This window comes from Streptomyces sp. NPDC001492, from assembly GCF_053597275.1.
The window spans coordinates 20,841-47,586 of the sequence record NZ_JBSFHW010000044.1 but is presented as its reverse complement, the minus strand read 5'-3'; the positions used below and the strand labels follow the sequence as shown (position 1 = coordinate 47,586).

General features: G+C 69.9%; 26 protein-coding genes and 1 tRNA gene. 13 read left to right on the top strand and 14 right to left on the bottom strand.

Annotated features, from left to right (window positions below; translation table 11 throughout):
* Positions 1 to 180 precede the first annotated feature (180 nt).
* Entirely contained in the window at positions 181 to 435 is a 255-nt protein-coding gene (gene crgA / locus ACWC1K_RS39515; protein WP_030939008.1) for a cell division protein CrgA, read from the bottom strand.
* Between the two features lie 142 nt (positions 436 to 577).
* Between crgA and ACWC1K_RS39510 the strand changes: the two genes are divergently transcribed.
* Genes ACWC1K_RS39510 through ACWC1K_RS39485 form a run of 6 tightly spaced genes read left to right on the top strand, consistent with a single transcriptional unit; the run spans position 578 to position 4,917 of the window.
* The gene (locus tag ACWC1K_RS39510) at positions 578 to 1,357 is read left to right on the top strand and encodes a DUF881 domain-containing protein (protein ID WP_450837863.1); all 780 of its coding nucleotides are present in this window, start codon (positions 578 to 580) and stop codon (positions 1,355 to 1,357) included.
* 41 nt (positions 1,358 to 1,398) lie between these two features.
* A complete protein-coding gene (locus ACWC1K_RS39505; RefSeq protein ID WP_450837861.1) occupies positions 1,399 to 2,091 on the top strand; it encodes a class E sortase in 693 nt (230 codons plus the stop codon).
* A gap of 53 nt (positions 2,092 to 2,144) precedes the next feature.
* Positions 2,145 to 2,306: a hypothetical protein gene (locus tag ACWC1K_RS39500; RefSeq protein ID WP_450837860.1), complete on the top strand. Its 162-nt coding sequence runs from the start codon at positions 2,145 to 2,147 to the stop codon at positions 2,304 to 2,306.
* Complete coding sequence (locus ACWC1K_RS39495) at positions 2,303 to 2,941, top strand: aminodeoxychorismate/anthranilate synthase component II (RefSeq protein ID WP_450837859.1); 639 nt, start codon at positions 2,303 to 2,305, stop codon at positions 2,939 to 2,941. Before ACWC1K_RS39500 ends, ACWC1K_RS39495 begins: the two co-directional genes overlap by 4 nt.
* Positions 2,938 to 4,152 carry a class E sortase gene (locus ACWC1K_RS39490; protein ID WP_450837858.1) on the top strand — a complete coding sequence of 405 codons (1,215 nt, stop codon included), beginning with the start codon at positions 2,938 to 2,940 and terminating at the stop codon, positions 4,150 to 4,152. Before ACWC1K_RS39495 ends, ACWC1K_RS39490 begins: the two co-directional genes overlap by 4 nt.
* A gap of 6 nt (positions 4,153 to 4,158) precedes the next feature.
* A complete protein-coding gene (locus ACWC1K_RS39485; protein ID WP_450837857.1) occupies positions 4,159 to 4,917 on the top strand; it encodes a class E sortase in 759 nt (252 codons plus the stop codon).
* A gap of 89 nt (positions 4,918 to 5,006) precedes the next feature.
* Here ACWC1K_RS39485 and pknB read toward each other — a convergent pair whose 3' ends face one another.
* From pknB to ACWC1K_RS39455, 6 genes are all read right to left on the bottom strand, one after another.
* Entirely contained in the window at positions 5,007 to 6,989 is a 1,983-nt protein-coding gene (gene pknB, locus ACWC1K_RS39480) for a Stk1 family PASTA domain-containing Ser/Thr kinase (protein ID WP_450837856.1), read from the bottom strand.
* 168 nt (positions 6,990 to 7,157) lie between these two features.
* Entirely contained in the window at positions 7,158 to 8,648 is a 1,491-nt protein-coding gene (locus ACWC1K_RS39475; RefSeq protein ID WP_450837855.1) for a penicillin-binding transpeptidase domain-containing protein, read from the bottom strand.
* Positions 8,645 to 10,093, bottom strand: coding sequence for an FtsW/RodA/SpoVE family cell cycle protein (locus ACWC1K_RS39470; RefSeq protein ID WP_450837854.1), 1,449 nt, complete (start codon positions 10,091 to 10,093; stop codon positions 8,645 to 8,647). The genes ACWC1K_RS39475 and ACWC1K_RS39470 overlap by 4 nt, the downstream gene beginning before the upstream one ends.
* A gap of 27 nt (positions 10,094 to 10,120) precedes the next feature.
* On the bottom strand, positions 10,121 to 11,671 hold the full coding sequence (locus tag ACWC1K_RS39465) for a Stp1/IreP family PP2C-type Ser/Thr phosphatase (RefSeq protein ID WP_450837908.1): 1,551 nt from the start codon (positions 11,669 to 11,671) through the stop codon (positions 10,121 to 10,123).
* Positions 11,672 to 11,761: 90 nt separating this feature from the next.
* Complete coding sequence (locus ACWC1K_RS39460; RefSeq protein ID WP_099930121.1) at positions 11,762 to 12,277, bottom strand: FHA domain-containing protein FhaB/FipA; 516 nt, start codon at positions 12,275 to 12,277, stop codon at positions 11,762 to 11,764.
* A gap of 10 nt (positions 12,278 to 12,287) precedes the next feature.
* Positions 12,288 to 13,139, bottom strand: coding sequence for a DUF3662 and FHA domain-containing protein (locus ACWC1K_RS39455; RefSeq protein WP_351473140.1), 852 nt, complete (start codon positions 13,137 to 13,139; stop codon positions 12,288 to 12,290).
* Between the two features lie 565 nt (positions 13,140 to 13,704).
* On the opposite strand from ACWC1K_RS39455, the gene ACWC1K_RS39450 reads away from it, so the two are divergent.
* The 4 genes from ACWC1K_RS39450 (at position 13,705) to ACWC1K_RS39435 (ending at position 16,790) form a co-directional block, all read left to right on the top strand.
* Positions 13,705 to 13,791 (top strand) — tRNA-Leu (locus ACWC1K_RS39450).
* A gap of 216 nt (positions 13,792 to 14,007) precedes the next feature.
* Positions 14,008 to 15,429 carry a DUF2252 domain-containing protein gene (locus ACWC1K_RS39445; RefSeq protein WP_450837853.1) on the top strand — a complete coding sequence of 474 codons (1,422 nt, stop codon included), beginning with the start codon at positions 14,008 to 14,010 and terminating at the stop codon, positions 15,427 to 15,429.
* Between the two features lie 114 nt (positions 15,430 to 15,543).
* Positions 15,544 to 16,386, top strand: coding sequence for a J domain-containing protein (locus ACWC1K_RS39440; RefSeq protein WP_450837851.1), 843 nt, complete (start codon positions 15,544 to 15,546; stop codon positions 16,384 to 16,386).
* A gap of 74 nt (positions 16,387 to 16,460) precedes the next feature.
* The gene (locus ACWC1K_RS39435) at positions 16,461 to 16,790 is read left to right on the top strand and encodes a rhodanese-like domain-containing protein (protein ID WP_450837906.1); all 330 of its coding nucleotides are present in this window, start codon (positions 16,461 to 16,463) and stop codon (positions 16,788 to 16,790) included.
* 19 nt (positions 16,791 to 16,809) lie between these two features.
* On the opposite strand, the gene ACWC1K_RS39430 is transcribed toward ACWC1K_RS39435, so the two are convergent.
* From ACWC1K_RS39430 to paaA, 6 genes are all read right to left on the bottom strand, one after another.
* Positions 16,810 to 17,943: an acyl-CoA dehydrogenase family protein gene (locus ACWC1K_RS39430; RefSeq protein ID WP_450837850.1), complete on the bottom strand. Its 1,134-nt coding sequence runs from the start codon at positions 17,941 to 17,943 to the stop codon at positions 16,810 to 16,812.
* A gap of 105 nt (positions 17,944 to 18,048) precedes the next feature.
* The gene (locus ACWC1K_RS39425; protein ID WP_450837849.1) at positions 18,049 to 19,110 is read right to left on the bottom strand and encodes a 2Fe-2S iron-sulfur cluster-binding protein; all 1,062 of its coding nucleotides are present in this window, start codon (positions 19,108 to 19,110) and stop codon (positions 18,049 to 18,051) included.
* Positions 19,110 to 19,625, bottom strand: coding sequence for a 1,2-phenylacetyl-CoA epoxidase subunit PaaD (paaD, locus tag ACWC1K_RS39420; RefSeq protein ID WP_450837904.1), 516 nt, complete (start codon positions 19,623 to 19,625; stop codon positions 19,110 to 19,112). Before paaD ends, ACWC1K_RS39425 begins: the two co-directional genes overlap by 1 nt.
* Complete coding sequence (paaC, locus tag ACWC1K_RS39415; RefSeq protein WP_450837848.1) at positions 19,622 to 20,353, bottom strand: 1,2-phenylacetyl-CoA epoxidase subunit PaaC; 732 nt, start codon at positions 20,351 to 20,353, stop codon at positions 19,622 to 19,624. Before paaC ends, paaD begins: the two co-directional genes overlap by 4 nt.
* Positions 20,350 to 20,637, bottom strand: coding sequence for a 1,2-phenylacetyl-CoA epoxidase subunit PaaB (paaB, locus tag ACWC1K_RS39410; protein ID WP_351473161.1), 288 nt, complete (start codon positions 20,635 to 20,637; stop codon positions 20,350 to 20,352). Before paaB ends, paaC begins: the two co-directional genes overlap by 4 nt.
* The gene (paaA, locus tag ACWC1K_RS39405) at positions 20,634 to 21,656 is read right to left on the bottom strand and encodes a 1,2-phenylacetyl-CoA epoxidase subunit PaaA (protein ID WP_450837847.1); all 1,023 of its coding nucleotides are present in this window, start codon (positions 21,654 to 21,656) and stop codon (positions 20,634 to 20,636) included. The genes paaB and paaA overlap by 4 nt, the downstream gene beginning before the upstream one ends.
* 305 nt (positions 21,657 to 21,961) lie before the next feature.
* Between paaA and ACWC1K_RS39400 the strand changes: the two genes are divergently transcribed.
* The 3 genes from ACWC1K_RS39400 (at position 21,962) to ACWC1K_RS39390 (ending at position 24,982) form a co-directional block, all read left to right on the top strand.
* A complete protein-coding gene (locus tag ACWC1K_RS39400) occupies positions 21,962 to 22,837 on the top strand; it encodes a DUF5819 family protein (RefSeq protein ID WP_450837846.1) in 876 nt (291 codons plus the stop codon).
* Positions 22,834 to 24,048 (top strand): HTTM domain-containing protein, encoded by a 1,215-nt coding sequence (locus tag ACWC1K_RS39395; RefSeq protein ID WP_450837844.1) that lies wholly within the window; start codon positions 22,834 to 22,836, stop codon positions 24,046 to 24,048. The genes ACWC1K_RS39400 and ACWC1K_RS39395 overlap by 4 nt, the downstream gene beginning before the upstream one ends.
* A 169-nt stretch (positions 24,049 to 24,217) precedes the next feature.
* Complete coding sequence (locus tag ACWC1K_RS39390) at positions 24,218 to 24,982, top strand: TrmH family RNA methyltransferase (RefSeq protein WP_450837843.1); 765 nt, start codon at positions 24,218 to 24,220, stop codon at positions 24,980 to 24,982.
* On the opposite strand, the gene paaN is transcribed toward ACWC1K_RS39390, so the two are convergent.
* Positions 24,979 to 26,685, bottom strand: a complete 1,707-nt coding sequence (paaN, locus tag ACWC1K_RS39385; RefSeq protein WP_450837841.1) for a phenylacetic acid degradation protein PaaN — start codon at positions 26,683 to 26,685, stop codon at positions 24,979 to 24,981. The genes ACWC1K_RS39390 and paaN overlap by 4 nt on opposite strands.
* Positions 26,686 to 26,746: the final 61 nt, after the last annotated feature.

The following is a 26,746-nucleotide window of genomic DNA, read 5'->3' as shown; positions in this document are numbered from 1 at the left end:
GGTCAGGCAGGGGGCGAACAGGTTTGCGAAGGCGGGTGGGATGGTCGTATCGGCGTCAATGCCCGGCTGGTTATCCACAGATGGTCGTTCTTTATCCCCAGGAGTTGTGGACTATTCTCCAGGCTGTGGATAACTCAGCGGATAGCCCTGGGCAGGGCTGTGTTCACCGAGAGGTGGCCCTTACTTCCACTGCGTGGAGACGCCGAATCCGGCGGCGATGAAGCCGAAGCCCACCACGATGTTCCAGTTGTCCAGCGCGTCGATGGGCAGGGAACCGTCGGTCACGTAGAAGACGACGATCCAGGCCAGGCCGATGAGGAACATGGCCAGCATGACGGGCGCGACCCAGGCACGGCTGTTCAGCTTGATGCTGGTCGCCTGCTTCGCCGGCGGCGGCGTGTAGTCGGCCTTCTTGCGGATACGTGACTTCGGCACGAGGGTCTCTCCTGTCGATGCGCTGCGTGGCCGCGCAGGGAACTGTGGCTGGCTCCGGAGCAGCGTACAAGGGGACTCTTAGCGCTCCCCCGGGCGTCCGTTAGCGTAGTGCTTCCGCGGCGCCGAAGGAGATAAGGGTACGTTGAGCAATTCTGCCGACTCCCCCCAGGACGGATCCAGTCCTGCCCGCGGGCGCCGTTTCCGGCCGGTGCGGGTGCTCACGGTGGCCGTCTTCGCCCTCGCGGGGCTCATTTTCTTCACCAGTTTCAATACGGCCAAGGGCACCAATATCCGCACGGACACGTCCTTGCTGAAGCTTTCCGACCTCATCCAGGAGCGCAGCCGCAAGAACGGCGAACTGGACGAGTCCAACGGCTCCCTGCGCCGTGAGGTCGAGTCCTTCGCCGAGCGCGACGACGGCAGCACCAAGGCGCAGGACGAGAAGCTGGCGGGGCTGGAGAAGGGTGCGGGCACGCGGAAGCTGAAGGGCGAGGCGATCACCGTCACGCTCAACGACGCCCCGCCGGACGCCACCGCCAAGCTGCCCGGCTATCCCGAGCCGCAGCCCGACTACCTGGTCATCCACCAGCAGGACCTCCAGGCCGTGGTGAACGCGCTGTGGCAGGGCGGCGCCAAGGGCATCAAGGTGATGGACCAGCGGCTGATCTCCACCAGTGCCGTGCGCTGCGTGGGCAACACCCTGATCCTTCAGGGGCGCGTGTACTCGCCGCCGTACAAGATCACGGCGATCGGGGATCCCGACAAGCTGAACAAGGCGCTGTCGGACTCCACGGCGATCCAGAACTACATGGTCTACGTGAATGTGTACGGCCTGGGCTGGAAAGTGACCCATGACGGGACGGTGACTCTGCCCGGCTACTCGGGCACAGTGGATCTGCACTACGCCCAGCCTGTGGGGTGAACCAGCCCGCGGAGTGAACTGAGCCGTTTCGGGAGCTGCCGGTGCGCGTCGTCGTCAGGACCGTCAGTGAGCTCTGTATCACCGTGGGCAGCCTGATCGTGCTCTTCGTCGTCTATGTACTGTTCTGGACCGGTGTGCGGGCGGACGGTGCGATGAACCACCAGATCGATGTGCTGCACGACCAGTGGGCGAAGCAGACGGCGCATCCGACGGCGAGTGCCGGAGCCGGTGCTGTGGCCGCTCCGAGGAAGCCGGCGCCGTATGTCGCGGGCAGGCCCTTCGCGATCATGTACATTCCGCGGCTTGGTTTCACGTGGAACAAGCCCGTGCTCGAGGACACCGCCGTGAGCACCCTGAAGAAGGGGCTCGGTCACTACGCGAACACGGCGCAGCTGGGGCAGGAGGGCAACTTCGCGGTCGCGGGGCACCGGCGGACGTATGGAGATCCGTTCGTGGACTTCCCCAAGCTGCGGCCGGGTGACGCGGTGGTGCTGACGGACGGGACCACCTGGTTCACGTATCGGATCGACAAAGGGCCCTACAAAACTGTTCCGACGGACGTTGAGGTGATCGATCCTGTGCCACGTAAGTCGGGGTACACGCGTGAAGGCCGTTATCTGACGCTCACCACGTGCGATCCGGAGTGGGGGCACAGCCATCGGCTGATCGTGTGGGCGCATCTGGATTCCACGCAGCCTGTGGAGGCCGGGAAACCAGCGGCGCTGCGCCGTTAGTCTGGTGCGGGTACGGCGTGAGTCTGGTGCCGTGGCGGAACGGAAGGGACGGCATGTACGGCTGGATCTGGCGGCATCTGCCGGGAAACGCGTGGGTGAAGGCGCTGATCTCACTCCTGCTGGTCCTGGTCGTGGTCTATGTCCTGTTCCAGTACGTCTTCCCGTGGGCCGAACCGCTGCTTCCCTTCAACGATGTGACGGTGGACAACCAGTGAGTGCGCGGATTCTCGTCGTCGACAACTACGACAGCTTTGTCTTCAACCTGGTGCAGTACCTGTACCAGCTGGGCGCCGAGTGCGAGGTGCTGCGCAACGACGAGGTGTCGACGGCGCATGCCCAGGACGGTTTCGACGGTGTGCTGCTGTCGCCGGGGCCGGGCACGCCTGAGGAGGCGGGCGTCTGCATCGAGATGGTGCGGCACTGCGCGGCGACCGGTGTCCCGGTGTTCGGGGTCTGCCTGGGGATGCAGTCGATGCAGGTGGCGTACGGGGGCGTGGTGGATCGTGCGCCCGAGTTGCTGCACGGCAAGACCTCACTGGTCGAGCACGAGGGCAGGGGTGTGTTCGCCGGGCTGCCCTCGCCGTTCACGGCGACGCGCTACCACTCGCTGGCCGCGGAGCCGGAGACGGTGCCGGCCGAGCTGGAGGTGACCGCGCGGACGCAGGACGGGATCATCATGGGGCTCAGGCACCGTGAACTCCCGGTCGAGGGCGTGCAGTTCCACCCGGAGTCGGTGCTGACCGAGCACGGTCACCGGATGCTGGCCAACTGGCTGGTGGAGTGCGGCGACCAGGGTGCCGTGGCGAGGTCGGCGGGGCTCGCCCCGGTGGTGGGCAGGGCCACGGCGTGACCGCGCTGCGCCCCGAGCGCGAGTCCGCCGCCTCGTACGGTCAGGAGCCGTACGAGGCGTACGCCTCGTACGACGGGTACGAGGCGTCCGGTTCGTTCGAGGCGTCCGGTGCATTCGAGGCCTCCGCCGGGTTCGAGACCTCCGCCGGGTTCGATGAGTGGAACGGCGAGCCGGCGAGGCGGCGGGGGCGGCACGGGGGGTATGCGGCGGCTGCCGAGGAGCCGTACGTACCACCGCTCGTGGAGGAGCCGGAGCCGTATCTCCCGCCCGTGGACGAGGCGACGGTGGCGCTGCGGATACCGGAGCCGCCGCTGGGCGGTTCCATATCGCCCTCTGACGCCTCAACGGCCACGCCTGCCACTGGAACCACTCCGGGCGGACGAGCGGCCCGCAGGAAGGCCGCCAAGCGCCGCCATGGACGCCATGGGGGCGCTCATGCGGCTTCGGAGTCCGCGGAAGGCGCCGAGGAGACGCCGGACGACGCGTCCAAGGCTCCGCTTTCGCGCGTGGAGGCACGCCGGCAGGCCCGTGCACGCAAGCCCAGTCCGGGTGTCGTCGCGAGCCGGGCGATCGGTGAGGTGTTCATCACCACCGGTGTGCTGATGCTGCTGTTCGTCACCTACCAGCTGTGGTGGACGAACGTCCGGGCGCATGCGGCGGCGGACAAGGAGACCAGCACCCTGCAGAACGACTGGGCGAGCGGCAAGCGCGCGCCGGGCGAGTTCGAGCCGGGCCAGGGTTTCGCGATCCTCCACATCCCCGAGCTGGACGTGGTCGTGCCGATCGCCCAGGGCGTCAGCAACAAGCAGGTGCTCGACAAGGGCATGGTCGGCCACTACAGCGAGGGCAGGCTGAAGACGGCGATGCCCGACGCGAAGACCGGCAACTTCGCGCTCGCGGGCCACCGGAACACGCACGGCGAGCCCTTCCGGTACATCAACAAGCTGAAGAAGGGCGACGAGGTCGTCGTCGAGACGCAGGACAAGTACTTCGTCTACAAGGTGACGTCGACGCTGCCGGTGACGTCACCGAGCAATACGAGCGTGATCGGTCCCGTGCCGCCCCAGTCGGGTTTCACCAAGCCGGGCCGGTACATCACGCTGACGACCTGTACTCCGGAGTTCACCAGCAAGTACCGGTTGATCGTCTGGGGCAAGATGGTCGAGGAACGGCCGCGCAGCAAGGGCAAGCCGGATGCGCTCGTCGAGTAGGGGCAGATGAACGTGGCAGCGACCACCGACGACACTCAAGAGGACACGGACGCGCCCGCGGCGCCACCGGCCCGGCGCCGCGGCACGGGCCGTATCGCTGCGGTGGTGAGCCTCTTCGGTGAACTCCTCATCACGGCGGGCCTGGTGCTGGGCCTGTTCGTCGTGTACTCGCTCTGGTGGACGAACGTCATAGCCGACCGGGCGGCGGACAAGCAGGGCGACAAGGTCCGCGACACATGGGCCCACGAGGGCGGGGCCACGGGCCCCGGCGCGCTGGACACCAGGAACGGCATCGGCTTCCTGCATGTCCCCGCCATGAAGAACGGCGAGGTCCTGGTCGAGAAGGGCACGTCGACGAAGGTCCTCAACGACGGCGTGGCCGGCTACTACACGGACCCGGTCAAGGCGACGCTGCCGACCACGGGCAAGAAGGGCAACTTCACGCTGGCCGCCCACCGGGACGGCCACGGCGCGAAGTTCCACAACATCGACAAGCTGAAGGTCGGCGACCCGATCGTCTTCGAGACGAAGGACAAGTGGTACATCTACAAGGTCTACGACGTCCTCGACGAGACCTCGAAGTACAACGTGAAGGTCATCTCCCGGATCCCGAAGGAGTCGGGCAAGAAGACGGCGGGCCACTACATCACGCTGACCACGTGCACGCCGGTGTACACGAGCCGCTATCGGTATGTGGTGTGGGGCGAGCTGGTGCGGGTGGACAAGGTGGACAGCAAGAGGACGCCGCCGGAGGAACTTCAGTAGCTTCCGGGAGCGACATGCTGTCGCTCCCGACATGAGCTGGGCCCCTGCCGGACTTCCCGGCAGGGGCCCATTCGCTGGGGTGGGGAGCGTCAGCCGCTTGTGCCGCCGAAGATGTTGGTGCCTCCGTCGTTCCCGCCGTTGTTGCCGCCGCCTCCGCCGAAGGTCTGCAGGTTGACCGGCGTGCCCTGGTCGACCGTGCTGCCCTGGGGCGGGTCCGAGTTGATGACGATGGCGTTGTCGTCCTGGGAGCCGTTGATGTTGCCGACCTGGAGACCCGCCTGCTGAAGGGCGTTCTTGACGTCCTTCAGCTTCTGGCCCTGGATGTTCGGCACCTGGACCTGGTTGTTCTGCTTCTGGCCGATGTTGATCTGCACCGCGGTGTTCTTCTTGACCGGGGCGCCGATCGCCGGGTTGGTCGAGATGACCTTGTTGACCTGGTTGTCGTCGTTGGTCGGCGTGTTGACGCAGTTGCCGTTGAGGCCGACGGCCTGCAGGGCCGACTTGGCGTCGTCGCAGCTCTGGCCGGCGACGTTGGGCACGGGGACCGTCTCCGCGGCCTTGGCCACGGTGAGGGTGATGGTGGTGCCCTTCTCCTTCTCCGTGCCGCCCTTCGGGTCCTGGGAGAGGACGAGGCCTGGGGTCTGGTCGGACTCCTGGGTCTTCTGCTCGACCTCGAAGCCCTTGTTCTTGAGCTGGGTCTTCGCCTGGTCGTACTGCAGGCGCGTGACGTCCGGAACAAGCACCTTCGGGGCGCCCGTCGACACCACGAGGTTGACCGCCTCCCCCTTCTTGAGGGTGGCGCCCTTGCCCGGGTCCTGCGAGCAGACATTGCCCTTGCTCTGCTTGTCGCAGGGCTGCTTCTTGACTGTGCCGACCTTGAGGCCGATGTTGTTCAGCTGGTTCTCGGCGTCGCTCTGGCTCAGGCTGACGAGGTTGGGTACGTCCACCTTGTCGTTGCCGACGCCCCCGTTCCCGCTGAACGCGTACTTCCCGATCAGGATCGCGCCCACCAGTACCAGGATGCCCGCCACGACCAGCAGGATCGTGGAGGTGTTGGACTTCTTCTGGCGGCGGCGGGAGCGGTCGTCGTAGCCGTAGCCGCCGTCGTCCGGGTTCATCGGGGGCAGCATCGACGTGGCGCCGGCGTCGGTGGCGCGCAGGGCCGTGGTCGGCTGGTCGTCGGGGTAACCGCCGTAGCCGACGGAACCCATGGCCGCGGTGGCCGCGACGGGCTGGCCGTCGAGGCAGGCCTCGATGTCGGCGCGCATCTCGTCGGCGGACTGGTAGCGGTAGTTCGGGTCCTTGACCAGGGCCCTCAGGACGATGGCGTCCATTTCGGGCGTGATCTCGGGGTCGAAGACGGAGGGCGGCTGGGCTTCCTCACGCACGTGCTGGTACGCGACGGCGACCGGGGAGTCGCCGACGAACGGGGGACGTACCGTCAGCAGCTCGTAGAGCAGACAGCCCGTCGAGTACAGGTCGGAGCGGGCGTCGACCTGCTCGCCCTTCGCCTGCTCCGGCGAGAGGTACTGCGCGGTGCCGATGACGGCGGCCGTCTGCGTCATCGTCATGCCGGAGTCGCCCATGGCGCGGGCGATGCCGAAGTCCATGACCTTGACCTGGCCGTTGCGCGTCAGCATGACGTTGGCCGGCTTGATGTCGCGGTGGACGATGCCGTTGCGGTGGGCGTACTCCAGGCCCTGGAGGATCCCGATGGTCATCTCCATCGCGCGCTCGGGCAGGAGCTTGCGGCCGGAGTGGAGGAGCTCGCGGAGCGTGGAGCCGTCCACGTACTCCATCACGATGTACGGGATCGAGACCCCGTCGATGTAGTCCTCGCCCGTGTCGTAGACCGCGACGATCGCGGGATGGTTGAGCGAGGCGGCCGACTGGGCCTCCCGGCGGAACCGGGCCTGGAAGGAAGGGTCGCGTGCGAGGTCCGCCCGCAGTGTCTTCACCGCCACCTGGCGCCCGAGGCGGGTGTCATGCGCGAGGTAGACCTCCGCCATGCCACCACGACCGAGCACCTGGCCCAGTTCGTACCGGCCGCCGAGGCGACGCGGCTCTTCCATAGCTCCTACCAGCCCTCTCCGTCGGTCCCGGCTCACACGTGTGTGCGGCCGGAGGCTGCCGTCCGGGCCTACCGTACCCGGCTAGCTTTGTGTGACCTGGCTAAGTGCGTCACCCGATACAGGACCGGTATCGCAACGTGCACCGATGTGAAGGGGACGTGAGCGGGGTCACTTCTTGGAGTTGATGACCGCCTCCATCACGCTCTTCGCGATCGGGGCGGCGAGGCCGCCACCGGAGATGTCGTCACGGTTGGCGTTCTCGTCCTCGATGACGACGGCCACGGCCACCGGCGAGCTGCCGTCGGACAGCTTGGCGTAGGAGATGAACCAGGCGTACGGGTTCGCGCTGTTGGCGACGCCGTGCTGGGCGGTACCGGTCTTGCCGCCGACGGTGACACCGCCGCCGATCTGGGCCTTCTGACCCGTACCGTCCTTGACGACCGTCTCCATCATCGCCTGCAGGATCTGCGCGTTCTTCGCCGACAGGGGCTGGCTGAGCTCCTGCGGGTCGGTCTGCTCGATGGTGTCGAGGTTGGACGACTGCAGCTTGTCGACCATGTACGGCTTCATCAGCTTGCCGTTGTTGGCGACCGCGGAGGCCACCATGGCCATCTGCAGGGGGGTCGCGGCGGTGTTGTACTGGCCGATCGAGGACAGCGCGGTCTGCGAGGGGTTCATGTGGTCGGAGAACACCGAGGCGCTGGAGCGGACCGGCGTGAACTGCTCGGCGTCGAAGCCGAACTTCTTCGCCTCGGCGAGCATCTTGTCGTTGCCGAGGTCGGAGCCGATCTTGCCGAACACCGTGTTGCAGGACACCCTCAGGGCGACCCGCATCGAGGCGTTCTTGCAGGGGATGTTGCCCTCGTTCTTCAGCTCGGTCGTCGTGCCCTTCATGATGTACGGCAGCGGCGAGTCGGTGGGCTGGTCGGCGGAGGTGTACAGGCCGTTCTCCAGCGCGGCCGCGGCCGTGACCACCTTGAAGGTGGAGCCCGGCGGGTAGGTCTCGCGCAGCGCCCGGTTGAGCATCGGGTCGGCCTTGTTGTTCTTCTTCTGGAGCGCGATCCAGTTCTTGGAGTCCGTCGACGTGGAGTTCCCGGCGAACGACGAGGGGTCGTACGACGGGTAGGAGGCCAGCGCCAGGATCTTGCCGGTGGACGGGTCGAGCGCGGCGACCGCGCCCTTGCCGCCCTGGGACTTCAGCCCGCTGTAAGCGGCCTTCTGCGCGGCGGCGTTGAGGGTGGTGACGACGTTGCCGCCCGCCTTCTCCTTGCCGGTGATCATGTCGAGGGTGTTGCGGAAGAAGAGCCGGTCGTCGGTGCCGGAGAGGATGCCGTCGTCGATGCTCTCCAGCTGGGTGGCCCCGAAGGCCTGCGAGGCGAACCCGGTGACCGGCGCCCACATGGGGCCGTTCTTGTAGGTGCGCTTGTACTTCAGGTCGTTGAGGCCGCTGGTGCTGGTCGTGGTGGACCCGGTGATGGGGTCGCCGTCGACGATGATGTCGCCGCGCGGGGTGGAGTAGCGGGCGATGGTGACACGGCGGTTCAGCTTGTCGTCCTTGAGGCTGTCGGCCTTGACGTACTGGAGCCAGTTGTCGCGGACGAGCAGGGCGAGGACGAGCAGGCCGCAGAAGATCGCGATCCGGCGCAGGGGCTTGTTCATGACGGGCGGACCACCTGGGTCATCTCGGCGTCGGGGTTGCCGGCGGGCGCGGGCGCCGGGCGGCGGGCGGTGTCGCTGATCCTGATCAGGATGCCGATCAGGGCCCAGTTGGCGATGACGGAGGAACCTCCGTACGCCAGGAACGGCATCGTCATACCGGTCAGCGGGATCAGCCCCATCACACCGCCCGCGACAACGAAGACCTGGAGGGCGAAGGCGCCGGAGAGGCCGACGGCGAGCAGCTTGCCGAAGGGGTCCCGGGCGGCGAGGGCGGTGCGGATACCGCGTTCCACGATCAGGCCGTAGACCAGCAGGATCGCCATGAGGCCGGCCAGGCCCAGCTCCTCGCCGAAGGTGGCGAGGATGAAGTCGGAGTTGGCGGCGAAGCGGATGAGCTCGGAGTGGCCCTGCCCCCAGCCGGTGCCGAGGGTGCCGCCGGAACCGAAGGCCCACAGGGCCTGCTGCAACTGGTCCGAGTGGACTCCGGTGACGCCCGGGGTACGGCTGAGCTTGTACTCGTGCATCGGGTTGAGCCAGGCCTGGACACGGGTCTGGACGTGCGGCTCGAAGCTGGCCACGCCCACGGCACCGGCCGCCGACATCAGCAGACCGAAGACGATCCAGCTGGTCCGCTCCGTGGCGACGTACAGCATGATGACGAACATTCCGAAGAACAGCAGCGACGTACCGAGGTCGGTCTCGAACACCAGGATGAGGATCGAGATCATCCAGACGACCATGATCGGGCCGAGGTCACGGCCGCGCGGAAGGTACAGGCCCATGAAGCGGCGGCTGGCGAGGGCGAGCGCGTCCCGCTTCACCATCAGGTAGCCGGCGAAGAAGATGGCCAGCACGATCTTGGCGAACTCACCGGGCTGGATGGTGAAGCTGCCGACCTTGATCCAGATCTTGGCACCGTAGGTGAGGTCCGCGCCGAGGCCCGGGACCAGCGGGAGCAGCAGCAGGACCAGCGCGCCGGCCATGGAGATGTACGTGTACCGCTGCAGGACGCGGTGGTCCTTGAGGAAGATCAGCGCGACGACGAACAGGGCGATGCCCAGCGCGGTGTAGATCAGCTGGTTGGTCGCCTTGCCGCCGGCGACTCCGATGGACTGCAGCAGCTTGGACTGGTCGAGGCGCCAGATGGCGACGAGGCCGAGCCCGTTGAGGAGCGTCGCCAGGGGCAGCAGCAGCGGGTCCGCGTACGGGGCGAACTTCCGTACGGCGAGATGGGCGACACCGGCCAGCAGACCGAGGCCCAGGCCGTAGCCGAGCAGACCGGCCGGCACCTTGTCGTCGATCGCCAGGCCCACATTGGCGTAGGCGAAGACCGGAATGAGGACGGCGAACACCAGGAGCCCGAGCTCGGTGTTGCGCCGGCTCGGTGCGCCGATCGCGCCGATCGTGGACGTATGGTGCGTCGGTGTGTTGGTAGTACTGCTCATCGTGTGACAGGGCCTCTCACGGCTTGCCTACTGCTTACCGCACAGCGAGACGACCTTCTGCTCATCCTCCGAGAGAGTGGGGCCGGGGCTGGGGGTGGGTGCGGTCGCTGATGTGGACGGGGTCGGTGAGGTCGAGGGGCTCGGTGATGCCTTGGACGTGAGGGAGGTCTTGGTGGTTCCCGTGGTGCCGCCCGCCTGGCCCGTGCCGGTCTTCGAGTTGTTCTTGCTCTCGGCCGCCTGACGCTCGGACTCCTTCTTGCAGGCCGAGGCCTGCACGGAAAGCGCGTCGATCTTCGACTGGGCGCCGGTCAGGCTGCCTTCGGCGATCGTGGCCTTCACCTGCTTCTGCTGGTACGGAGGCAGGTACTTGAGTTCGATCTCGGGATGGTCCTTCTCCACCTTGGAGAGGGAGACCCAGGCCAGGTCCTGGCTGATGCCCCGGTACAGCGCGACGTGCTCGTCCTTGGTGCCGACGTAGTACTGGGTCTGGGTCCAGCGCCAGCCGCCGTAGAGGCCGCCGCCGATGACGGCGAGGGCGAGCACCGTGTAGAAGGATCTCTTCGCCCACTTGCGGCCCCTGCGGGGTTTGACGAAGTCGTCGTCGGTGTAGTCGCCGAAGCTGCCCGCGGGGATGTAGCCCGTGGTGTCGCCGGAGCCGGGCGGGCCGAACTCGCCGCCGCCTCCGTGCCCCTGCCGGCCGAGGCCGGAGGCACGGCCCGCGGGGGTCTCCATGAACCCGGGATCGTGCAGGTGGTTCTGGTTCTCGGCGACCGCGCCCACCACGACCGGGGTGTCGGAGAGCTGCCCGGCGAGGGTGTCCCCGGTGTCCAGGTCCAGCACGTCGGCGACGATGACCGTGATGTTGTCGGGGCCGCCGCCGCGCAGCGCGAGCTGGATCAGCTCCTGCACGGTCTCCTGCGGGCCCTGGTAGCTGGCGAGGGTGTCCTCGAGCGTCTGGTGGGAGACGACGCCGGACAGGCCGTCGGAGCAGATCAGATAGCGGTCGCCGGCGCGGACCTCACGGATGGAGAGATCGGGCTCGACATGCTCGCCGCTGCCCAACGCCCGCATCAACAGGGAGCGTTGGGGGTGGGTGGTGGCCTCTTCCTCGGTGATGCGGCCCTCGTCGACGAGGCGCTGCACCCAGGTGTGGTCCTGGGTGATCTGGGTGAGGACGCCGTCGCGCAGCAGATAGGCGCGTGAGTCGCCGACGTGGACGAGACCGAGGCGCTGTCCGGTCCACAGCAGGGCGGTGAGCGTGGTGCCCATGCCCTCCAGCTGGGGATCCTCCTCGACCATGGAGCGCAGCTGGTCGTTGGCGCGCTGCACGGCGGTGCCGAGGGAGGTGAGGATGTCGGAGCCCGGCACGTCGTCGTCGAGGGCGACGATGGTGGAGATGGCCTCGGAGGAGGCGACCTCGCCGGCGGCGGCGCCGCCCATGCCGTCGGCGATCGCGAGCAGGCGCGGACCGGCGTATCCGGAGTCCTCGTTGCCCTCGCGGATCATGCCTTTGTGCGATCCGGCGGCAAAGCGCAGTGACAGACTCATGCGCACCTCGCCCGTCGGCTCCGGGTACATCCGCACGGTGCCCACCCTCCGGTCGGGAGCGCGCCGGTGCCCGTGGTGGGGGCCGCCGCTGCGTGCTCGCTCCGCTCGCTCATTGTCGTACTACTTCCGCAGCTCGATGACTGTCTTGCCGATGCGGATCGGCGCGCCCAGCGGAATCGGCGTGGGGGTCGTCAGCCGGCTCCGGTCGAGGTATGTGCCGTTGGTGGAGCCCAGGTCCTCGACGATCCACTGGCCGTCGCGGTCCGGATAGATCCTGGCATGGCGGCTGGAGGCGTAGTCGTCGTCCAGCACGATCGTGCTGTCGTGCGCCCGGCCCAGGGTGATGGTCTGGCCCTGGAGCGCGACGGTCGTGCCGGTGAGGGTGCCCTCGGACACGACGAGTTTGGTGGGGGCGTTGCGGCGCTGCCGGCCGCCGCCGGCCTGCTGACGCTGCTGCGGGGGCGCGGCCTGCTGGCGGGCGGCCTGCTGCGGCCGCGCGGCCTCGCGCCTGGACCCGCGCTGGGTGACGCGCGTACCGAACAGGTCGCTGCGGATGACCTGCACGGCCACGATCACGAACAGCCACAGAACGGCCAGGAAACCCAGCCGCATGACCGTGAGGGTCAGCTCTGACATTGCCCCCGCTTCACCCTTCGGCTTGCCGGTAAATGATGGTGGTGCTGCCCACGACGATCCGCGAGCCGTCGCGGAGCGTAGCGCGGGTGGTGTGCTGCCCGTCCACCACGATGCCGTTGGTGGACCCGAGATCCTGGATCGTCGAGGGCGTTCCGGTCCGGATCTCACAGTGCCGGCGGGAGACGCCGGGGTCGTCGATCCGCACGTCGGCCTCGGTGCTGCGGCCCAGCACCAGCGTCGGGCGGGAGATCTGATGGCGGGTGCCGTTGATCTCGATCCAGTGGCGGGTGCGGGAGCCGGGCTGGGGTGCGCCGACCGGGCCGCCCGCGCCGGGACGCTGGCCGTAGGGCGCGGCGCCGGGCGGCGGCGCGACAGGCATCGGCGGGGCGCCCGCGGGTGCGGCGGCCGGCGGGTAGCCGTACCCCCCGCCGGGGCGGCCCGCGGACCCGGCCGGCGGAGCGGCGGGCCCGGGAGCCTGCTGGCTGCTGGAGGAGGCGAGCGTACGGCTGCGCACCCGGTACAGACCGGTGTCGAGGTCGTCCGCCTTCTCCAGGTGGACCTTGATGGGGCCCATGAAGGTGTAGCGCTGCTGCTTGGCGTAGTCGCGCACCATGCCGGCCAGCTCGTCGCCGAGCTGTCCGGAGTACGGGCTGAGCCGCTCGAAGTCCGGCGTGCTCAGCTCCACGATGAAGTCGTTGGGGACGACCGTGCGGTCGCGGTTCCAGATGGTCGCGTTGTTGTCGCACTCACGCTGGAGCGCTCCGGCGATCTCCACGGGCTGGACCTCGGACTTGAACACCTTGGCAAAGGTGCCGTTGACCAGACCTTCGAGACGCTGCTCGAACTTCTTCAGGACTCCCATGAGGCACCTCCTCCGATGTCGCTTCCGTCCAGTGTCCCGGCTGGCGGGCGCTGCCTTGCCTGATACTCCTGATACTGCTTACTGATCGTATCCACGCGCGGGTGAATCAGCTGGTTCCCCCTGTCGGCCCTGTCGACGGGTGTCGACGCCGGACGAAGTTCCCTCCGGAGGTTCCCTCCGAAGCTGCCCTTCGAACTCCTCCCACGCACTCCTTCTGCCCAGGATCGTAGAGGCGGCCGCAGACCAGTGTCCCGCACCTGGCTGTGGACCCTGCCCGGCTCCGGGGGAGACAGACAGGACCGGTACGAGGTTGATACGTGAACCGGTACGTGTTGATACGGAGCGGAGGGCTTCCCGGGGCGGGGCGGACGTCCGCCTGCCGGCGGTCCGCGGGTCGTGCCGCGGGAGGGGCGTGCGGCGGCCGGTCGACGGCCGGACGGCACGTCCGTGCTGGTGGGCGGCTGGGCAGGCATAAGGGATGTGAACCCACCCCTGCCAGCGTGCTAATGTTCTGCGTGTCGGAAGGCGCCAGCCCAAAGGGCCGAAGCCGGAGGACACACCCAATGCGCGGGTGGCGGAATAGGCAGACGCGCTGGATTCAGGTTCCAGTGCCCGCAAGGGCGTGGGGGTTCAACTCCCCCCTCGCGCACCAACCGAAAGCCCCAGGTCTTTGACCTGGGGCTTTCGCGTTGTCCGGGGTGGTGTGAGGCGCGTTACCCGGTGAGGACAATCACACGGCCCGCAGATCCGGCCCCGGACGGCGTTTTCCACAGCCGCGGAGTTGTCCACAGGCTCTGACGCGCCTCGCCCACCGGCTGTACCGTCGGCACAAGTTGATGTTCGCGGACATGCGGGGGAGGCGGTCGGTGTGACCGGAACCGGAGAGACAGCAGCGGACTCGGGCGTGCGGCGGCTCCCGCGGGTGCGAGGCTTCGCCGAATGGCCCGCCGAGGGCTCACCCAAGGACGAGGGCAAGGCACTGCGCACACGCGTGCCGCGCAGTGCGCACTCCGCACTCGACCTCGACGGCTCCCGCCCGCACGCGGCCGACGCCGTCGAGGAGTCCCACCGGGGCCGCATCGCCGAACTCACCCCGATACGCGCGGGCCGGATGGCGGCCACCCCCTTCGCCTTCCTGCGCGGCTCCGCCGGCCTCATGGCCTACGACCTGGCCCGCACCCCCATGACCCGCATACGCGCGCAGATCTGCGGCGACGCACATGCCGCCAACTTCGGCCTGTACGGCGATGCGCGCGGCGGCCTGGTCATCGACCTCAACGACTTCGACGAGACCGTCCACGGCCCCTGGGAGTGGGACCTCAAGCGGCTCGCCGCCTCCCTCGTGCTCGCGGGCCGGGAGGCCGGCGCCGACGAGGACCAGTGCCGCAAGGCGGCCTACGACGCGACCGGCGCCTACCGCCGCACCATGCGGCTGCTCGCCAAGCTGCCCGTGCTGGACGCGTGGAACGCCATCGCGGACGAGGAACTCGTCTCCCACACCGACGCCCACGACCTGCTCGGGACGCTGGAGCGGGTCTCCGAGAAGGCGCGGGCCAACACGAGCGGGCGCTTCGCGGCGAAGTCGACCGAGCAGACCGAGGACGGCGGGCGGCGCTTCGTGGAGGCACTGCCGGTGCTGCGGCGGGTTCCGGACGCGGAGGCCGCGGCGGTGGCGGTGGCCCTCGAGCAGTACGTGACGACGCTCTCCGAGGACCGGCTCCCGCTGCTGGCCCGCCACGCGGTGCACGACGTCGCCTTCCGGGTCGTCGGCACGGGCAGCGTCGGCACCCGCTCGTATGTCGTGCTGCTCCTGGACCACCGGGGGGAGCCGCTCGTCCTCCAGGTGAAGGAGGCCCGCCCCTCGGCGCTGGTGCCGCACCTGGTGACCGCGGGCTTCGAGGCGCCGCAGGTGGAGCACGAGGGCCGCCGGGTGGTCCTCGGGCAGAAGCGCATGCAGGTCGTCAGCGACATCCTGCTGGGCTGGACCTCGGTGGAGGGACGGCCCTTCCAGGTACGGCAGTTCCGCAACCGCAAGGGCAGCGTCGACCCCGCGGCGCTGGCCGCCGACCAGATAGACGACTACGGCCGCATGACCGGTGCGCTCCTGGCCCGCGCGCACTCCCACAGCGCCGACCCGCGGCTGGTCGCCGGGTACTGCGGCAAGAGCGAGGAACTGGACGAGGCGATCGCCGACTTCGGCGTCGCCTACGCCGACCGCACGGAGGCCGACCACGCCGATCTGGTGGCGGCGGTGCGGGCGGGGCGGGTTGCGGCTGAGATGGGGGTTTGACGGGAGGGCACGAAGAGGGGGGCGGGGAGGGAGGGGGGAGGGGGAGGGGAGGCCCCCCGAAGGCGATGACTGTGCCTCGGAGTGTCCGCCCCGCCCGTGGCCTACGCTGGTCGGGTGACGAGCCCGGAAGCTGAGCAGGGTGGTGTCGCCGGCGAGGCGCAGGCGACACCCCAGGACGGTGCGCCGCGTCCCGAGGAGCGGCTGGAGCGGGCCGTGCGGGCCGCCGAGCAGGCGCTGATCGAGTACGAGATCGCTGTCGAGACCTTCCGTGTGGAGGTCGAGAACTTCTCCCGGCTGCACCACCAGAAGCTCGGCCCGATGTATGCCCGCCTCGACGAACTGGACGCGCAGATCGCCGAGGCCCGGGCCGCCCGTACCGGCGACCCCGAGGACCGGCGCAAGGCGGACGAGGCCCGGGCCCGGGTGCTGCCGATGCCGGGCGTCGAGGAGCTGTTCCACGGCTGGATGGACGGGGAGGGGCTCTTCCCTGAGGCCGTGGCGATGCTCACGGACCAGCCCGTGCGGCCTCCGCAGCGGGTGCGCCCGAGCGACGAGGTCCGCAAGCTCTACCGCGAACTGGCCCGCAAGGCCCACCCCGACCTGGCCCAGGACGACACCGAGCGGGCCCGGCGTGAGGAGTTCATCACCCGCGTCAATGCCGCCTACGCCCGTGGCGACGAGCTTCTGCTGCGGGAGCTGGCCGAGGAGTGGGCCAAGGGCCCGGCGCCCGAGGAGCGCGGTCCGAGCCGCAGCGAGGAGCTCTACGCCCGTCTCGAATGGCTCGCCCAGCGCAAGGAGCTGCTCACGCTGGTCGCCAAGGAACTGGAGGAGAGCGCGATCGGCGCGATGCTCCGGCTGGCACCGGACGATCCCGACCGGCTCCTGGAGGAGATCGCCGAGAAGCTCCTGGCCGATGTCTCTCGGCGCGAGGCGGAGCTGGCCGAGCTGCTGGCGTAGTCCTGCGGTTCGGGCGGCGGGTTCCGTGTCCGGCCGCGTCGGGTAGCGTCGTGGGCATGCATTTCGGAGCTGGTGTGCCCACGGTCGAGGTCTCGGACCTCAAGGACGGCGACTTCCTGCTGGACGTCCGCGAGGACGACGAGTGGCAGGCGGGTCACGCCGCAGGGGCCCTGCACATTCCCATCAGTGATTTCGTCGCCCGGTACGGCGAGCTGACCGAGGCCGCGCCGCAGGACGGCCGCGTCAACGTGATCTGCCGTTCGGGTGGCCGCTCGGCGCAGGTGGCGATGTACCTGGTGCAGCAGGGCATCGACGCCGTGAACGTCGACGGTGGCATGCAGGTGTGGGCGGCCGCGGGCCGCCCGGTCGTGACGGACGAGGGGCAGCCCGGGTTCGTCCTGTAGCTCGCGGTGGCCGGGGCGGTCAGCCCAGCGGGTGGGCCGCCAGCAGGTCGCCGAGGGCCTCCTCGTGTGCGGCCGGCGGGCCGAGCTGCAGCTCCAGGTGCTTGGCCCAGGCGTGGTAGCGGTGCAGCGGGTACTCGACGTCGGCTCCGAACCCGCCGTGCAGGTGCTGTGCCGTCTGCACGACCCGCCGTACGCCTTCCGACGCCCAGATCTTGGCGACGGCGACATCACCGGAGGCGGGCAGTACGCCGGGTGCCCCCGAGGCGATCCGCCACGCGGCCTGCCACAGTGTGGCCTCCATTGCGCGCAGGTCGATGTACCGGTCGGCGGCCTGTACGGCGACGGCCTGGAAGGTGGCGACGGGGTGTCCGAACTGCTCCCGTTTGCCGGTGTATTCACTGGTCATCGCGAGGACCCGTTCGCCGAGGCCGAGGGCCAGCGCGCAGGTGCCGGTGGTGAGCAGTTCGCGCAGCCATTCCCATGCGCCGTCGGCGTCGATGACGTCATGCGCGGGGATCCGTGCGGACTCCAGACGCAGTTCGCCGAGGCGCTCGCCGGTGGTGGAGACCTGCTCGCCGAGCCCGATGCCCGGGTGGATGCGGGGGACGACGGCGAGGAGGGTGCGGTCGGCGGTCGTATGGGCGGGTACGACGAGGAGGTCGGCGGTGTGCGCCCACGGCACGGCGGTCTGCACGCCGTCCAGGATCCACTGGTCGCCCTCCTGCCGTGCGGTGACGGCGAGTTCGGCCGGGTCGTGGCCGGTGCGGCCGTTCGCGGCGACGGTCAGGACCACCTCGCCGCGCCCCGCGCGGGTGAGCAGCGCCGACTTCAACTCCTCGCCGCCGTATGCCTGTACGGCCGCCGCGGCCGCGCTGGTCTCCAGCAGCGGAACGCGCGCCAGTACCCTGGCCGACTCCCGCAGCACCAGGCAGAGCGCGATGGCGTCCAGGCCCGCCCCGCCGTACTCCGCGTCCAGCAGCAGGCTCAGCAGGTCCGCCTCGGCGAGCCTGGTCCACAGGGCGCGGTCGAAGTCGTCGGCGACGGCGCCGGGGAGGAGTGAGGGGCTGGGCACCGTGTCCGGCTCGACCCCGGCGAACACGCCCCGCGCCGCCTCGGCCGCCGCCTGCTGTTCCTCGGTGAAGGTGAAGTCCACGGTCCTGTCCCTCCGGAGGGTCCGCTGATCTGACGGACCGTCAAGATAGAACAGGTTCTAGAAGAAGGGAACGGTGCGCCGACTTCCGGAAGCCCGGCCACGGGTTCAGCGGTCGAAGTCGAGCTCCACCTTCTCCGTCACCGGATGCGACTGGCATGCCAGCACATAGCCCGCCTCCGTCTCCTCCGGTTCCAGTGCGAAGTTGCGGTCCATGCGTACCTCGCCGGTGACCAGGAAGGCCCGGCAGGTGCCGCACACTCCGCCCTTGCAGGCGTAGGGCGCGTCGGGCCGGTTGCGCAGGACCGTCTCCAGCAGGGACTCGCCGTCCTGTACGGGCCAGGTCCCGCCGCGGCCGTCGAGCCGGGCGGTGACCGTGCTGTGCGCGGGGGCGGTCGCGGCCGGCGCGGGGGCGGCGGCGTCCACATGGAAGATCTCCTCGTGGATGCGGGTGCGCTTCACACCGAGCCCCCGCAGAGCCCGCTCGGCCCCTTGGACCAGCCCGAACGGCCCGCACAGGAACCATCCCGCCACCTGTTCGACCGGCAGCAGCGCCGGCAGCAGCCCGGTCAGCCGCTCCTGGTCGAGCCGCCCGGACGGCAGGCCCGCCTGCTGTTCTTCCCGGGACAGCACCGTCACCAGCTGGAGCCGCCCCGGATACCGGTCCTTCAGGTCGGCGACCTCGTCCAGGAACATCGTCGAGGCGGCCGTGCGGTCGCTGCGTATCAGACAGAACCGGGCCTCCGGCTCGCGCGCCAGCAGCGTCGAGACGATCGACAGCACCGGGGTGATGCCGCTGCCGCCGACGATCGCCGCGTACAGGCCGGGCGCGGGGTCCAGGGTGAAGCGGCCCGCCGGGGTCATCACCTCCAGCTCGTCGCCGGGATTGATTTCCTTCAGTGCGTAGGTCGAGAAGGCCCCGCCCTCGACCAGGCGCACGCCGACCCGCAGGGTGCCGGGGCCCGCGTCGTCGGGGGCCGGTGCCGGGGAGCAGATCGAGTACGTGCGCCGTATCTCCTCCCCGTCGACCAGGCGCCGCAGGGCGAGGTGCTGGCCCGGGGCGTGCCGGTACTCCTCGCGCAGTTCCCGGGGCACGGTGAGGGTGAGGGCCACGGAGTCGTCGGTGAGCCGGTCGACCGCTGCCACCCGGAGCGTGTGGAAGCGGGCCATCACAGCTCCTTGAAGTGGTCGAAGGGTTCGCGGCAAGACAGGCAGCGCCGCAGCGCCTTGCAGGCGGTGGAGGAGAAGCGGCTGAGCAGTTCGGTGTCGGTGCTGCCGCAGTGCGGGCAGTGCACCGGCTCCAGCGTGCGGGTCGGGCCCAGCGGCACGGGGACCGGTCCGGAGGCCGCTCGCACGCGCGGGGGAGCTATCCCGAACTCCCGCAGCTTGCGACGCCCTTCGGCGGTGATGTCGTCCGTCGACCAGGCGGGCCGCAGCACCGTGCGGACGGTGACGTCCCGTATGCCGTGCGCGTGCAGTGCTCGCTCGATGTCCAGGGACATCGCCTCGATGGCCGGGCAGCCCGTGTAGGTCGGCGTCAGCTCGACCTCGACCGCGTCCGCGCCGTGCACATGCACCGCGCGGAGGACGCCGAGCTCCAGGAGGGTGAGCACGGGCAGTTCGGGGTCGGGCACCGAACCGGCGATCTCCAGGAGTTCGGTCTCCAGGGCGGTGGCCGTCGTCACCATGACGCCCCCGGGTGGCTGCGGTGCAGGTGCTGCATCTCGGCGAGCATCCGTCCGAAGGACTCGGTGTGCACGCCCTGGCGGCCGGCGCCGGCCGTCCACGCCCCGGCGCGCGGTCCCTCGGGGACCGTCAGGGTCGCGCGGTGCAGCACGGCCCGGACGGACTCCAGCCAGGCGGTCTCCATCCCGGCGAGGTCGATGTCCAGGCCGTCCACCGGCTGGAACATCTCGCCGGTGAACCGCCACAGGGCCGTGCACGCGCGCTGCATGCGTTCGTGGCCGGTCTGCGTGCCGTCGCCGAGCCGCAGGGTCCACTGTTCGGCGTGGTCGCGGTGGTAGGCGACCTCCTTGACGGCCTTTGCGGCGAGGTCTGCGAACGGGCCGTCGGTGGCGGCCAGTTCGGCGTACAGCAGGTGCTGGTAGGTGGAGAAGTAGAGCTGGCGGGCGATGGTGTGGGCGAAGTCGCCGTTCGGTTGTTCCACCAGCTGGAGGTTGCGGAAGGCGCGCTCCTCGCGCAGATACGCCAGCTCGTCCTCGTCGCCCACCGTGGACAGCAGCACGCGGGCCTGACCCAGCAGGTCCAGCGCGATGTTGGCGAGGGCGACCTCCTCCTCCAGGACGGGGGCGTGGCCCGCCCACTCGCCGAGGCGGTGCGAGAGCACCAGGGCGTCGTCGCCGAGGGCGAGGGCGGCGGTCGTGGCAACCGCGGCCGTTTCTGGGGCTGTCACAGGTGCTTCACCCCCTCCGGGATCTCGTAGAACGTCGGGTGCCGGTACGGCTTGTCGGCGGCCGGCTCGAAGAACGGGTCCTTCTCGTCCGGGGAGGACGCGGTGATCGCGGACGACGGGACGACCCAGATCGAGACGCCTTCACCGCGGCGGGTGTACAGGTCGCGGGCGTTGCGCAGGGCGAACTCCGCGTCCGGCGCGTGCAGGCTGCCGGCGTGGGTGTGCGAGAGGCCGCGGCGTGAGCGCACGAAGACCTCCCACAGGGGCCATTCGGTGTTCGTCATGCTTGTGTCGCTTCCCTCTCGCCGGGCTTGCTCGTCCCATTGGTCCTGCTTGTGTGCTTGGCCGCGTAGGCCGCGGCCGACTCCCGTACCCACGCGCCTTCTTCGTGCGCGCGCCTGCGCTGGGTGAGCCGCTGTTCGTTGCACGGGCCGTTGCCCTTGAGGACTTCCTTGAACTCCGTCCAGTCGATCGGGCCGAAGTCGTAGTGGCCCCGCTCCTCGTTCCACTTCAGGTCCGGGTCGGGGAGGGTGAGGCCCAGGGACTCGGCCTGGGGGACGCAGATGTCGACGAAGCGCTGGCGCAGCTCGTCGTTCGAATGCCGCTTGATCTTCCATGTCATCGACTGCGCGGAGTGCGCCGACTCGTCGTCGGGCGGGCCGAACATCATCAGGGACGGCCACCACCAGCGGTTCACCGCGTCCTGCGCCATCTCCCGCTGCTCGGGGGTGCCGCGGCCGAGGGCCAGCAGCAGTTCGTACCCCTGGCGCTGGTGGAAGGACTCCTCCTTGCAGATGCGGATCATCGCGCGCGCGTACGGGCCGTAGGAGCAGCGGCACAGCGGGACCTGGTTGGTGATCGCGGCGCCGTCCACCAGCCAGCCGATCGCGCCGACGTCCGCCCAGGTCAGCGTCGGGTAGTTGAAGATCGAGGAGTACTTCTGGCGGCCGGAGTGGAGCTTGTCGAGCAGCTCGTCACGGCTGGTGCCGAGGGTTTCTGCGGCGCTGTACAGGTAGAGGCCGTGGCCGGCCTCGTCCTGGACCTTGGCCATCAGGATCGCCTTGCGGCGCAGGGAGGGCGCGCGGGTGATCCAGTTGGCCTCCGGCTGCATGCCGATGATCTCGGAGTGGGCGTGCTGCGCCATCTGCCGGACCAGCGTCGCGCGATAGGCGTCGGGCATCCAGTCGCGTGGCTCGATGCGCTCGTCGGCGGCCACGGCGGCGTCGAAGGCGCGCTCGTACGCATCGGTGTCGGCGGTGTCCTGCGCGGTGCCGTACGCCTGGTGCGCGGCTGCTGTCGCCATGCGGTCCCCCTCGACCTGGGCTCTGTCCGGAGCTGACTCCCGACCGATCGTTCGGTTCGTGCGATTCCATGGTGGGACGGGCGCCGTAAGGTGTCAACCGCTGTGGATAACTTGCGGGCGTGTCCTGTGGACAAACGGGGCGACCTCGCGTACGCCGCGACGAGGTCGGCCCGACAGGGGCTGTGCCGCACGTGCGGGCCTGAGTACCGTGCCCGTGCGAGCGCGGTGGCACGGTGCGCACACGCGGTACGGCGCCCCGCGGTCGGGCGGCCGGAAGACGGACCGGGATCGGGAGACGGGGCGGAATGGACGCGTACGGCACAGACTCGGACGCCCGGCACGGGCCGGACGGACCGGGCACGCCCGGCGGTGCGTCCGGCCCGGCTGCTCTGCCCGGGGCGCACAGGTCGCCTGCGCCGGACAGCCCGCCCGAGCCGGCCGGGCCGGATCCGTCGCACGCCCCGGCGGACGCCGCCGTACTCGATTCCGGCGCCCTGGCCTTCCCGGTCGCTCCTGGCGCCTGCGCCGAACCCCGCACGGGGGTGGCCGCCCTCTCCCTGCGCTACCAGATCGGCGCCGCGCTGGCGCTCGCCGTCGTCGCCGTCGTCGTGTGTGTGCACGTCGGGATGGTCTTTCTGCACGTGGCGCCGTCGAACACGCTGACCAAGGCGCACGGCAAGGCGATCGACGACTGGATCTACCCGGAGTTCGAGCAGAACTGGAAGCTCTTCGCGCCGAACCCGCTGCAGCAGAACATCGCCGTCCAGGTCCGCGCCGAGGTGCAGCAGAAGAACGGCGAGGTGCGCACCACCGGCTGGTACGACCTGTCCGCCCAGGACGGGCAGGCCATCGACGGCAATCTGCTGCCCAGCCACACCCAGCAGAACGAGCTCCGCCGGGCCTGGGACTTCTTCGTCGCCACGCACGACGGCAACAACCGTCCGGTCGGGCTGCGCGGCGCCCTGTCCGAGACCTATCTGCGGCGCATAGTGGTGCTCCGCCTGGGCCGCGACGACGCGGCCGGGAAGGGCGGGGTCGTCGAACAGGTCCAGGTCCGTTCCCGTACCACCAACGTGCCCCCGCCGAAGTGGAGCACCGAGAAGATCTCCGACAAACCCATGGACCGGGTGCTGCCCTGGTGGCCGGTCTCGGCCGCCGACACCGACGGAGGCGCCCGGTGAACCGCTTCGCCCTCTCGGTCTCCTCCGCCATCGCCCGCATCACCGAATCGGCGCTCGGCCCCTACCAGACCGCCGTGATCCGCATCGGCTTCAGCGCGACCTGGCTGCTGTTCCTGCTGCGCGAGTTTCCCCATCGCGAGGAGCTGTACGGCCCCGGCAGTCCGTGGAGCTGGGACCTCGCCCAGCAGCTGATCGCGTCCAACAGTGCCTTCACGGCCCTGATGTGGTCGGACGGCCGGGGCTGGTTCGAGTTCGTCTACGCGCTCGCCGCCCTCTCGAGCGTCCTGCTGCTGCTCGGCTGGCGCACCCGCACCATGTCCGTGCTGTTCATGATCGGCGTGCTCTCGCTGCAGAACCGCAGCGTCTTCATGGGGGACGGCGGCGACAACGTCCTGCACCTGATGTCCGTGTACCTCGTGTTCACGCGCTGCGGCCAGGTCTGGTCGCTGGACGCACGGCGCGCAGAGCGCGTGCGTAGGGCACGCGCGCGTGGAGAGCAGGTGCCCGACCGGGTCGGCCCTGTGCTGTGGGCCGTGCTCGGGGTCGCGCTGATCGCGGCGACGGCCGGCGGGCGGTTCGACGGCGCCGACCCGACCGTGCCCGTGATCCTTTGGGGCGTGTGGCTCGCGCAGGCCGTGGGGTGGCTGGTCGGGCGCAGGGCGAAGAGCGGGGAGCCGGGGATCCTGCTGGACGTCGTCGCCAACATCGTGCACAACGGCGCCCTCTTCGTGATCATGACAGAGGCCTGTCTGATCTACGCGACGGCCGGCTGGTACAAGATCCAGGGCACGCGCTGGCAGGACGGCACCGCGGTCTACTACCCGCTCCACCTCGACTACTTCTCGCCCTGGCCCGGGCTCGCGGACCTGCTGTCGTCCAGCGGCACGATGGTGATGCTCGTGACGTACGGAACGGTCATCGTGCAGGTCGCCTTCCCGTTCACGCTGTTCAACCGGCGGGTCAAGAACGTCCTGCTGGCGGCCATGATGACCGAGCACGCGGTGATCGCCGTCGTTCTCGGGCTGCCGTTCTTCTCGCTGGCGATGATCGCGACGGACGCGGTCTTCCTGCCGACGTCGCTGCTGCACCGGCTCGGCGGCTGGGCGGCACGCGCGCGTGGTCGCGTCCTCGCCCGCGCGGGCCGTCCGACGCCGTCCGGGCCGGGCGCCCCGGAGAGCCCTGAGCCCGCGCAGGTGAGCTCCACGGCGTGAGCCGTGCGGGCTTGTGCCCGTCATCCGCGGGTGTGCCCTGCGGGCTTGCGCCCGTCGTCCGCGGGTGTGCCGTGCGGGCTTGCGCCCGTCGTCCGCGGGTGTGCCCTGCGCCCATGGCCGGTGTTCCGCGGGGTGAGCCCCGGCCCCCAGCGCACGTAGGCTGCACGCCATGACCGAGCCCACCCCCGACCCCGTGACCGCCTGGCGCCGGATCGCCGGCACCTGCGTGCTGCTCGACGGTTTCCATGCCCTCAAGCACGCGCTGCGTTTCGGAGCGGAGGTCCCGGTGGCGGTCACCGCCGACCGGCGGGCGGCGCTCGCCCTCGCCGAGGAGCTCGCCCCCGATGTACGGGACGCGCTGGACGGCCTCCTCACCGAGGTGCCCGAGCCGACGTACCGGAGGCTGGTGCCGCGCCCGCATCCCACCGCCGTCGCCGCCCTGGCCGTACGGCCGTCCCGCGCGGACCATCTGGAAAGGCTGGCGCACAGCCCGCGCACCGCCCCAGTAGTGGTCCTCGACAACCCGCGCAACCTCGGCAACGCGGGCGCCGTGATCCGGCTGGCCGCCGGATTCGGTGCGACCGGTGTGGTCACCACCGGCACGCTCGACCCGTGGCACCCCACCGTCGTGCGCGGCGGCGCGGGGCTGCACTTCGCGACCACGGTGGAACGGCTGGCCGTCGACGAGCTGCCGGCCGGACCGCTGTTCGCCCTGGACCCGGAGGGCGACGACATCCGGGGCGTGAAGCTCCCGGACGACGCCGTCCTCGCCTTCGGCTCCGAGCGCAGCGGCTTGTCGGCCCCACTGCGCGCGCGTACCGACCACTTGCTGGCGCTGCCGATGCGCCCCCAGGTCTCCAGCTACAACCTCGCGACCAGTGTGGCCATGACGCTGTACCACTGGAGCGCCACCGGGGGCGTGATCACTTCCTAGGCCTCGCGGCGCACCTCGACCACCCGGAAGCGGTTGGCGACGAACGCCCCGTCGCACAGGGCCGAGTTGGCCGCCGGGTTGCCGCCCGAGCCGTGGAAGTCCGAGAACGCGGCCGTCTGGTTGACGTACACCCCGCCGGTGAGGTTCAGCGACAGCTGGGCGGCCTCCTCCAGGCAGACCTCCTGGACCGTCCGCCCGACCTCCTCGTCGGTCGTGTACGCGCCGACCGTCATCGCGCCCTTCTCGCGGATGGTGCGGCGCAGCAGCTCCGCGCCCTCCGCGGCCGAGTCGACCGCGACGGCGAAGGAGACCGGGCCGAAGCACTCGCTCATGTACGCGGCCTCGTCGTCGGCCCCCTCCCAATATTTCCGTGCGCCGTCCAGCTTCACGATCACGGGCGTGCGCACGACCGCGTCCGGGAACTCCGGGTTGCTGATCTCCCTTGAGGCCAGGGCGACTTCACCGAGACCGGCAGCGGCCTCCAGCCGGGCCTTCACGTCCGGGTTGACGATCGCGCCGAGCAGGGCGTTCGCGCGCGCGTCGTCGCCGAGCAGACCGTCGACCGAGCGGGCGAGGTCGGCGACCACCTCGTCGAAGGTCCTGGGGCCCTCGTCGGTGCGGATGCCGTCGCGGGGGATCAGCAGGTTCTGCGGGGTCGTGCACATCTGGCCGCTGTACAGCGACAGCGAGAAGGCCAGGTTGGAGAGCATGCCCTTGTAGTTCGCGGTGGATTCGACCAGCACCGTGTTGACGCCGGCCTTCTCCGTGTAGACCTGCGCCTGGCGGGCGTTGGCCTCCAGCCAGTCGCCGAACGCCGTCGAACCCGTGTAGTCGATGATCCGGATCTCCGGGCGCGTGGCCAGCGTCTTCGCGATGCCCTCGCCCGGCCGCTCGGCCGCCAGTGCCACCAGGTTCGGGTCGAAGCCCGCCTCGGCGAGGACCTGGCGCGCGACCTGCACGGTGAGCGCGAGCGGCAGCACCGCGCGCGGGTGGGGCTTCACCAGGACCGCATTGCCGGTGGCGAGGGACGCGAACAGGCCCGGATAGCCGTTCCACGTCGGGAAGGTGTTGCAGCCGATCACCAGCGCGATCCCGCGCGGGACCGCGGTGAACTGCTTGGTGAGCGCCAGCGGGTCGCGCTTGCCCTGGGGCTTGGTCCACTCCGCGGTGTCGGGCGTGCGGACCTGCTCCACGTACGCGTACGCCACCGCCTCCAGGCCGCGGTCCTGGGCGTGCGGGCCGCCCGCCTGGAACGCCATCATGAACGCCTGGCCGGAGGTGTGCATGACCGCGTGCGCGAACGCGTGCGTCCGGTCGCTGATCCGCTTCAGGATCTCCAGACACACCACCGCGCGCGCCTCCGCGCCGGCGTCGCGCCACGCGCGCTGTCCGGCCTTCATGGCGGGAAGCAGCTCGTCGACGTCCGCGTGCGGGTAGGTCACGCCCAGCTCGATGCCGTACGGCGAGACCTCGGCGCCCACCCAGTCGTCCGTGCCGGGCTGGCCGAGGTCGAGGCGGGTGCCCAGCAGGGCGTCGAAGGCGGCCTTGCCCGCGGCCGCGTCCAGGCTGCCGTTCTCGCCGTACGCCTTGGGGTGTTCGGGGTGCGGGGACCAGTACGCGCGCGTGCGGATCGCTTCCAGCGCCTGGTCGAGGGTGGGCCGGTGCTTGGCGATCAGGTCGCGGGTGGTCAGTTCGGCGGCCATGCGGGACCAACTCCTCGTCTTGAGAACTCTTCGTCGAGCTCATGACCTGGCAGAAACATGG

Excerpts from the sequence above, each read along its gene's own strand:
- ACWC1K_RS39455 (WP_351473140.1), bottom strand. The coding sequence starts at position 13,139 with ATGGGAGTCCTGAAGAAGTTCGAGCAGCGTCTCGAAGGTCTGGTCAAC.
- ACWC1K_RS39465 (WP_450837908.1), bottom strand. The coding sequence starts at position 11,671 with ATGTACCCGGAGCCGACGGGCGAGGTGCGCATGAGTCTGTCACTGCGC.
- ACWC1K_RS39400 (WP_450837846.1), top strand. The coding sequence starts at position 21,962 with ATGGACGCGTACGGCACAGACTCGGACGCCCGGCACGGGCCGGACGGA.
- pknB (WP_450837856.1), bottom strand. The coding sequence starts at position 6,989 with ATGGAAGAGCCGCGTCGCCTCGGCGGCCGGTACGAACTGGGCCAGGTG.
- ACWC1K_RS39425 (WP_450837849.1), bottom strand. The coding sequence starts at position 19,110 with ATGGCCCGCTTCCACACGCTCCGGGTGGCAGCGGTCGACCGGCTCACC.
- ACWC1K_RS39460 (WP_099930121.1), bottom strand. The coding sequence starts at position 12,277 with ATGTCAGAGCTGACCCTCACGGTCATGCGGCTGGGTTTCCTGGCCGTT.
- ACWC1K_RS39485 (WP_450837857.1), top strand. The coding sequence starts at position 4,159 with ATGAACGTGGCAGCGACCACCGACGACACTCAAGAGGACACGGACGCG.
- ACWC1K_RS39390 (WP_450837843.1), top strand. The coding sequence starts at position 24,218 with ATGACCGAGCCCACCCCCGACCCCGTGACCGCCTGGCGCCGGATCGCC.
- ACWC1K_RS39500 (WP_450837860.1), top strand. The coding sequence starts at position 2,145 with ATGTACGGCTGGATCTGGCGGCATCTGCCGGGAAACGCGTGGGTGAAG.
- paaN (WP_450837841.1), bottom strand. The coding sequence starts at position 26,685 with ATGGCCGCCGAACTGACCACCCGCGACCTGATCGCCAAGCACCGGCCC.
- paaB (WP_351473161.1), bottom strand. The coding sequence starts at position 20,637 with ATGACGAACACCGAATGGCCCCTGTGGGAGGTCTTCGTGCGCTCACGC.
- ACWC1K_RS39470 (WP_450837854.1), bottom strand. The coding sequence starts at position 10,093 with ATGAGCAGTACTACCAACACACCGACGCACCATACGTCCACGATCGGC.
- ACWC1K_RS39475 (WP_450837855.1), bottom strand. The coding sequence starts at position 8,648 with ATGAACAAGCCCCTGCGCCGGATCGCGATCTTCTGCGGCCTGCTCGTC.
- paaA (WP_450837847.1), bottom strand. The coding sequence starts at position 21,656 with ATGGCGACAGCAGCCGCGCACCAGGCGTACGGCACCGCGCAGGACACC.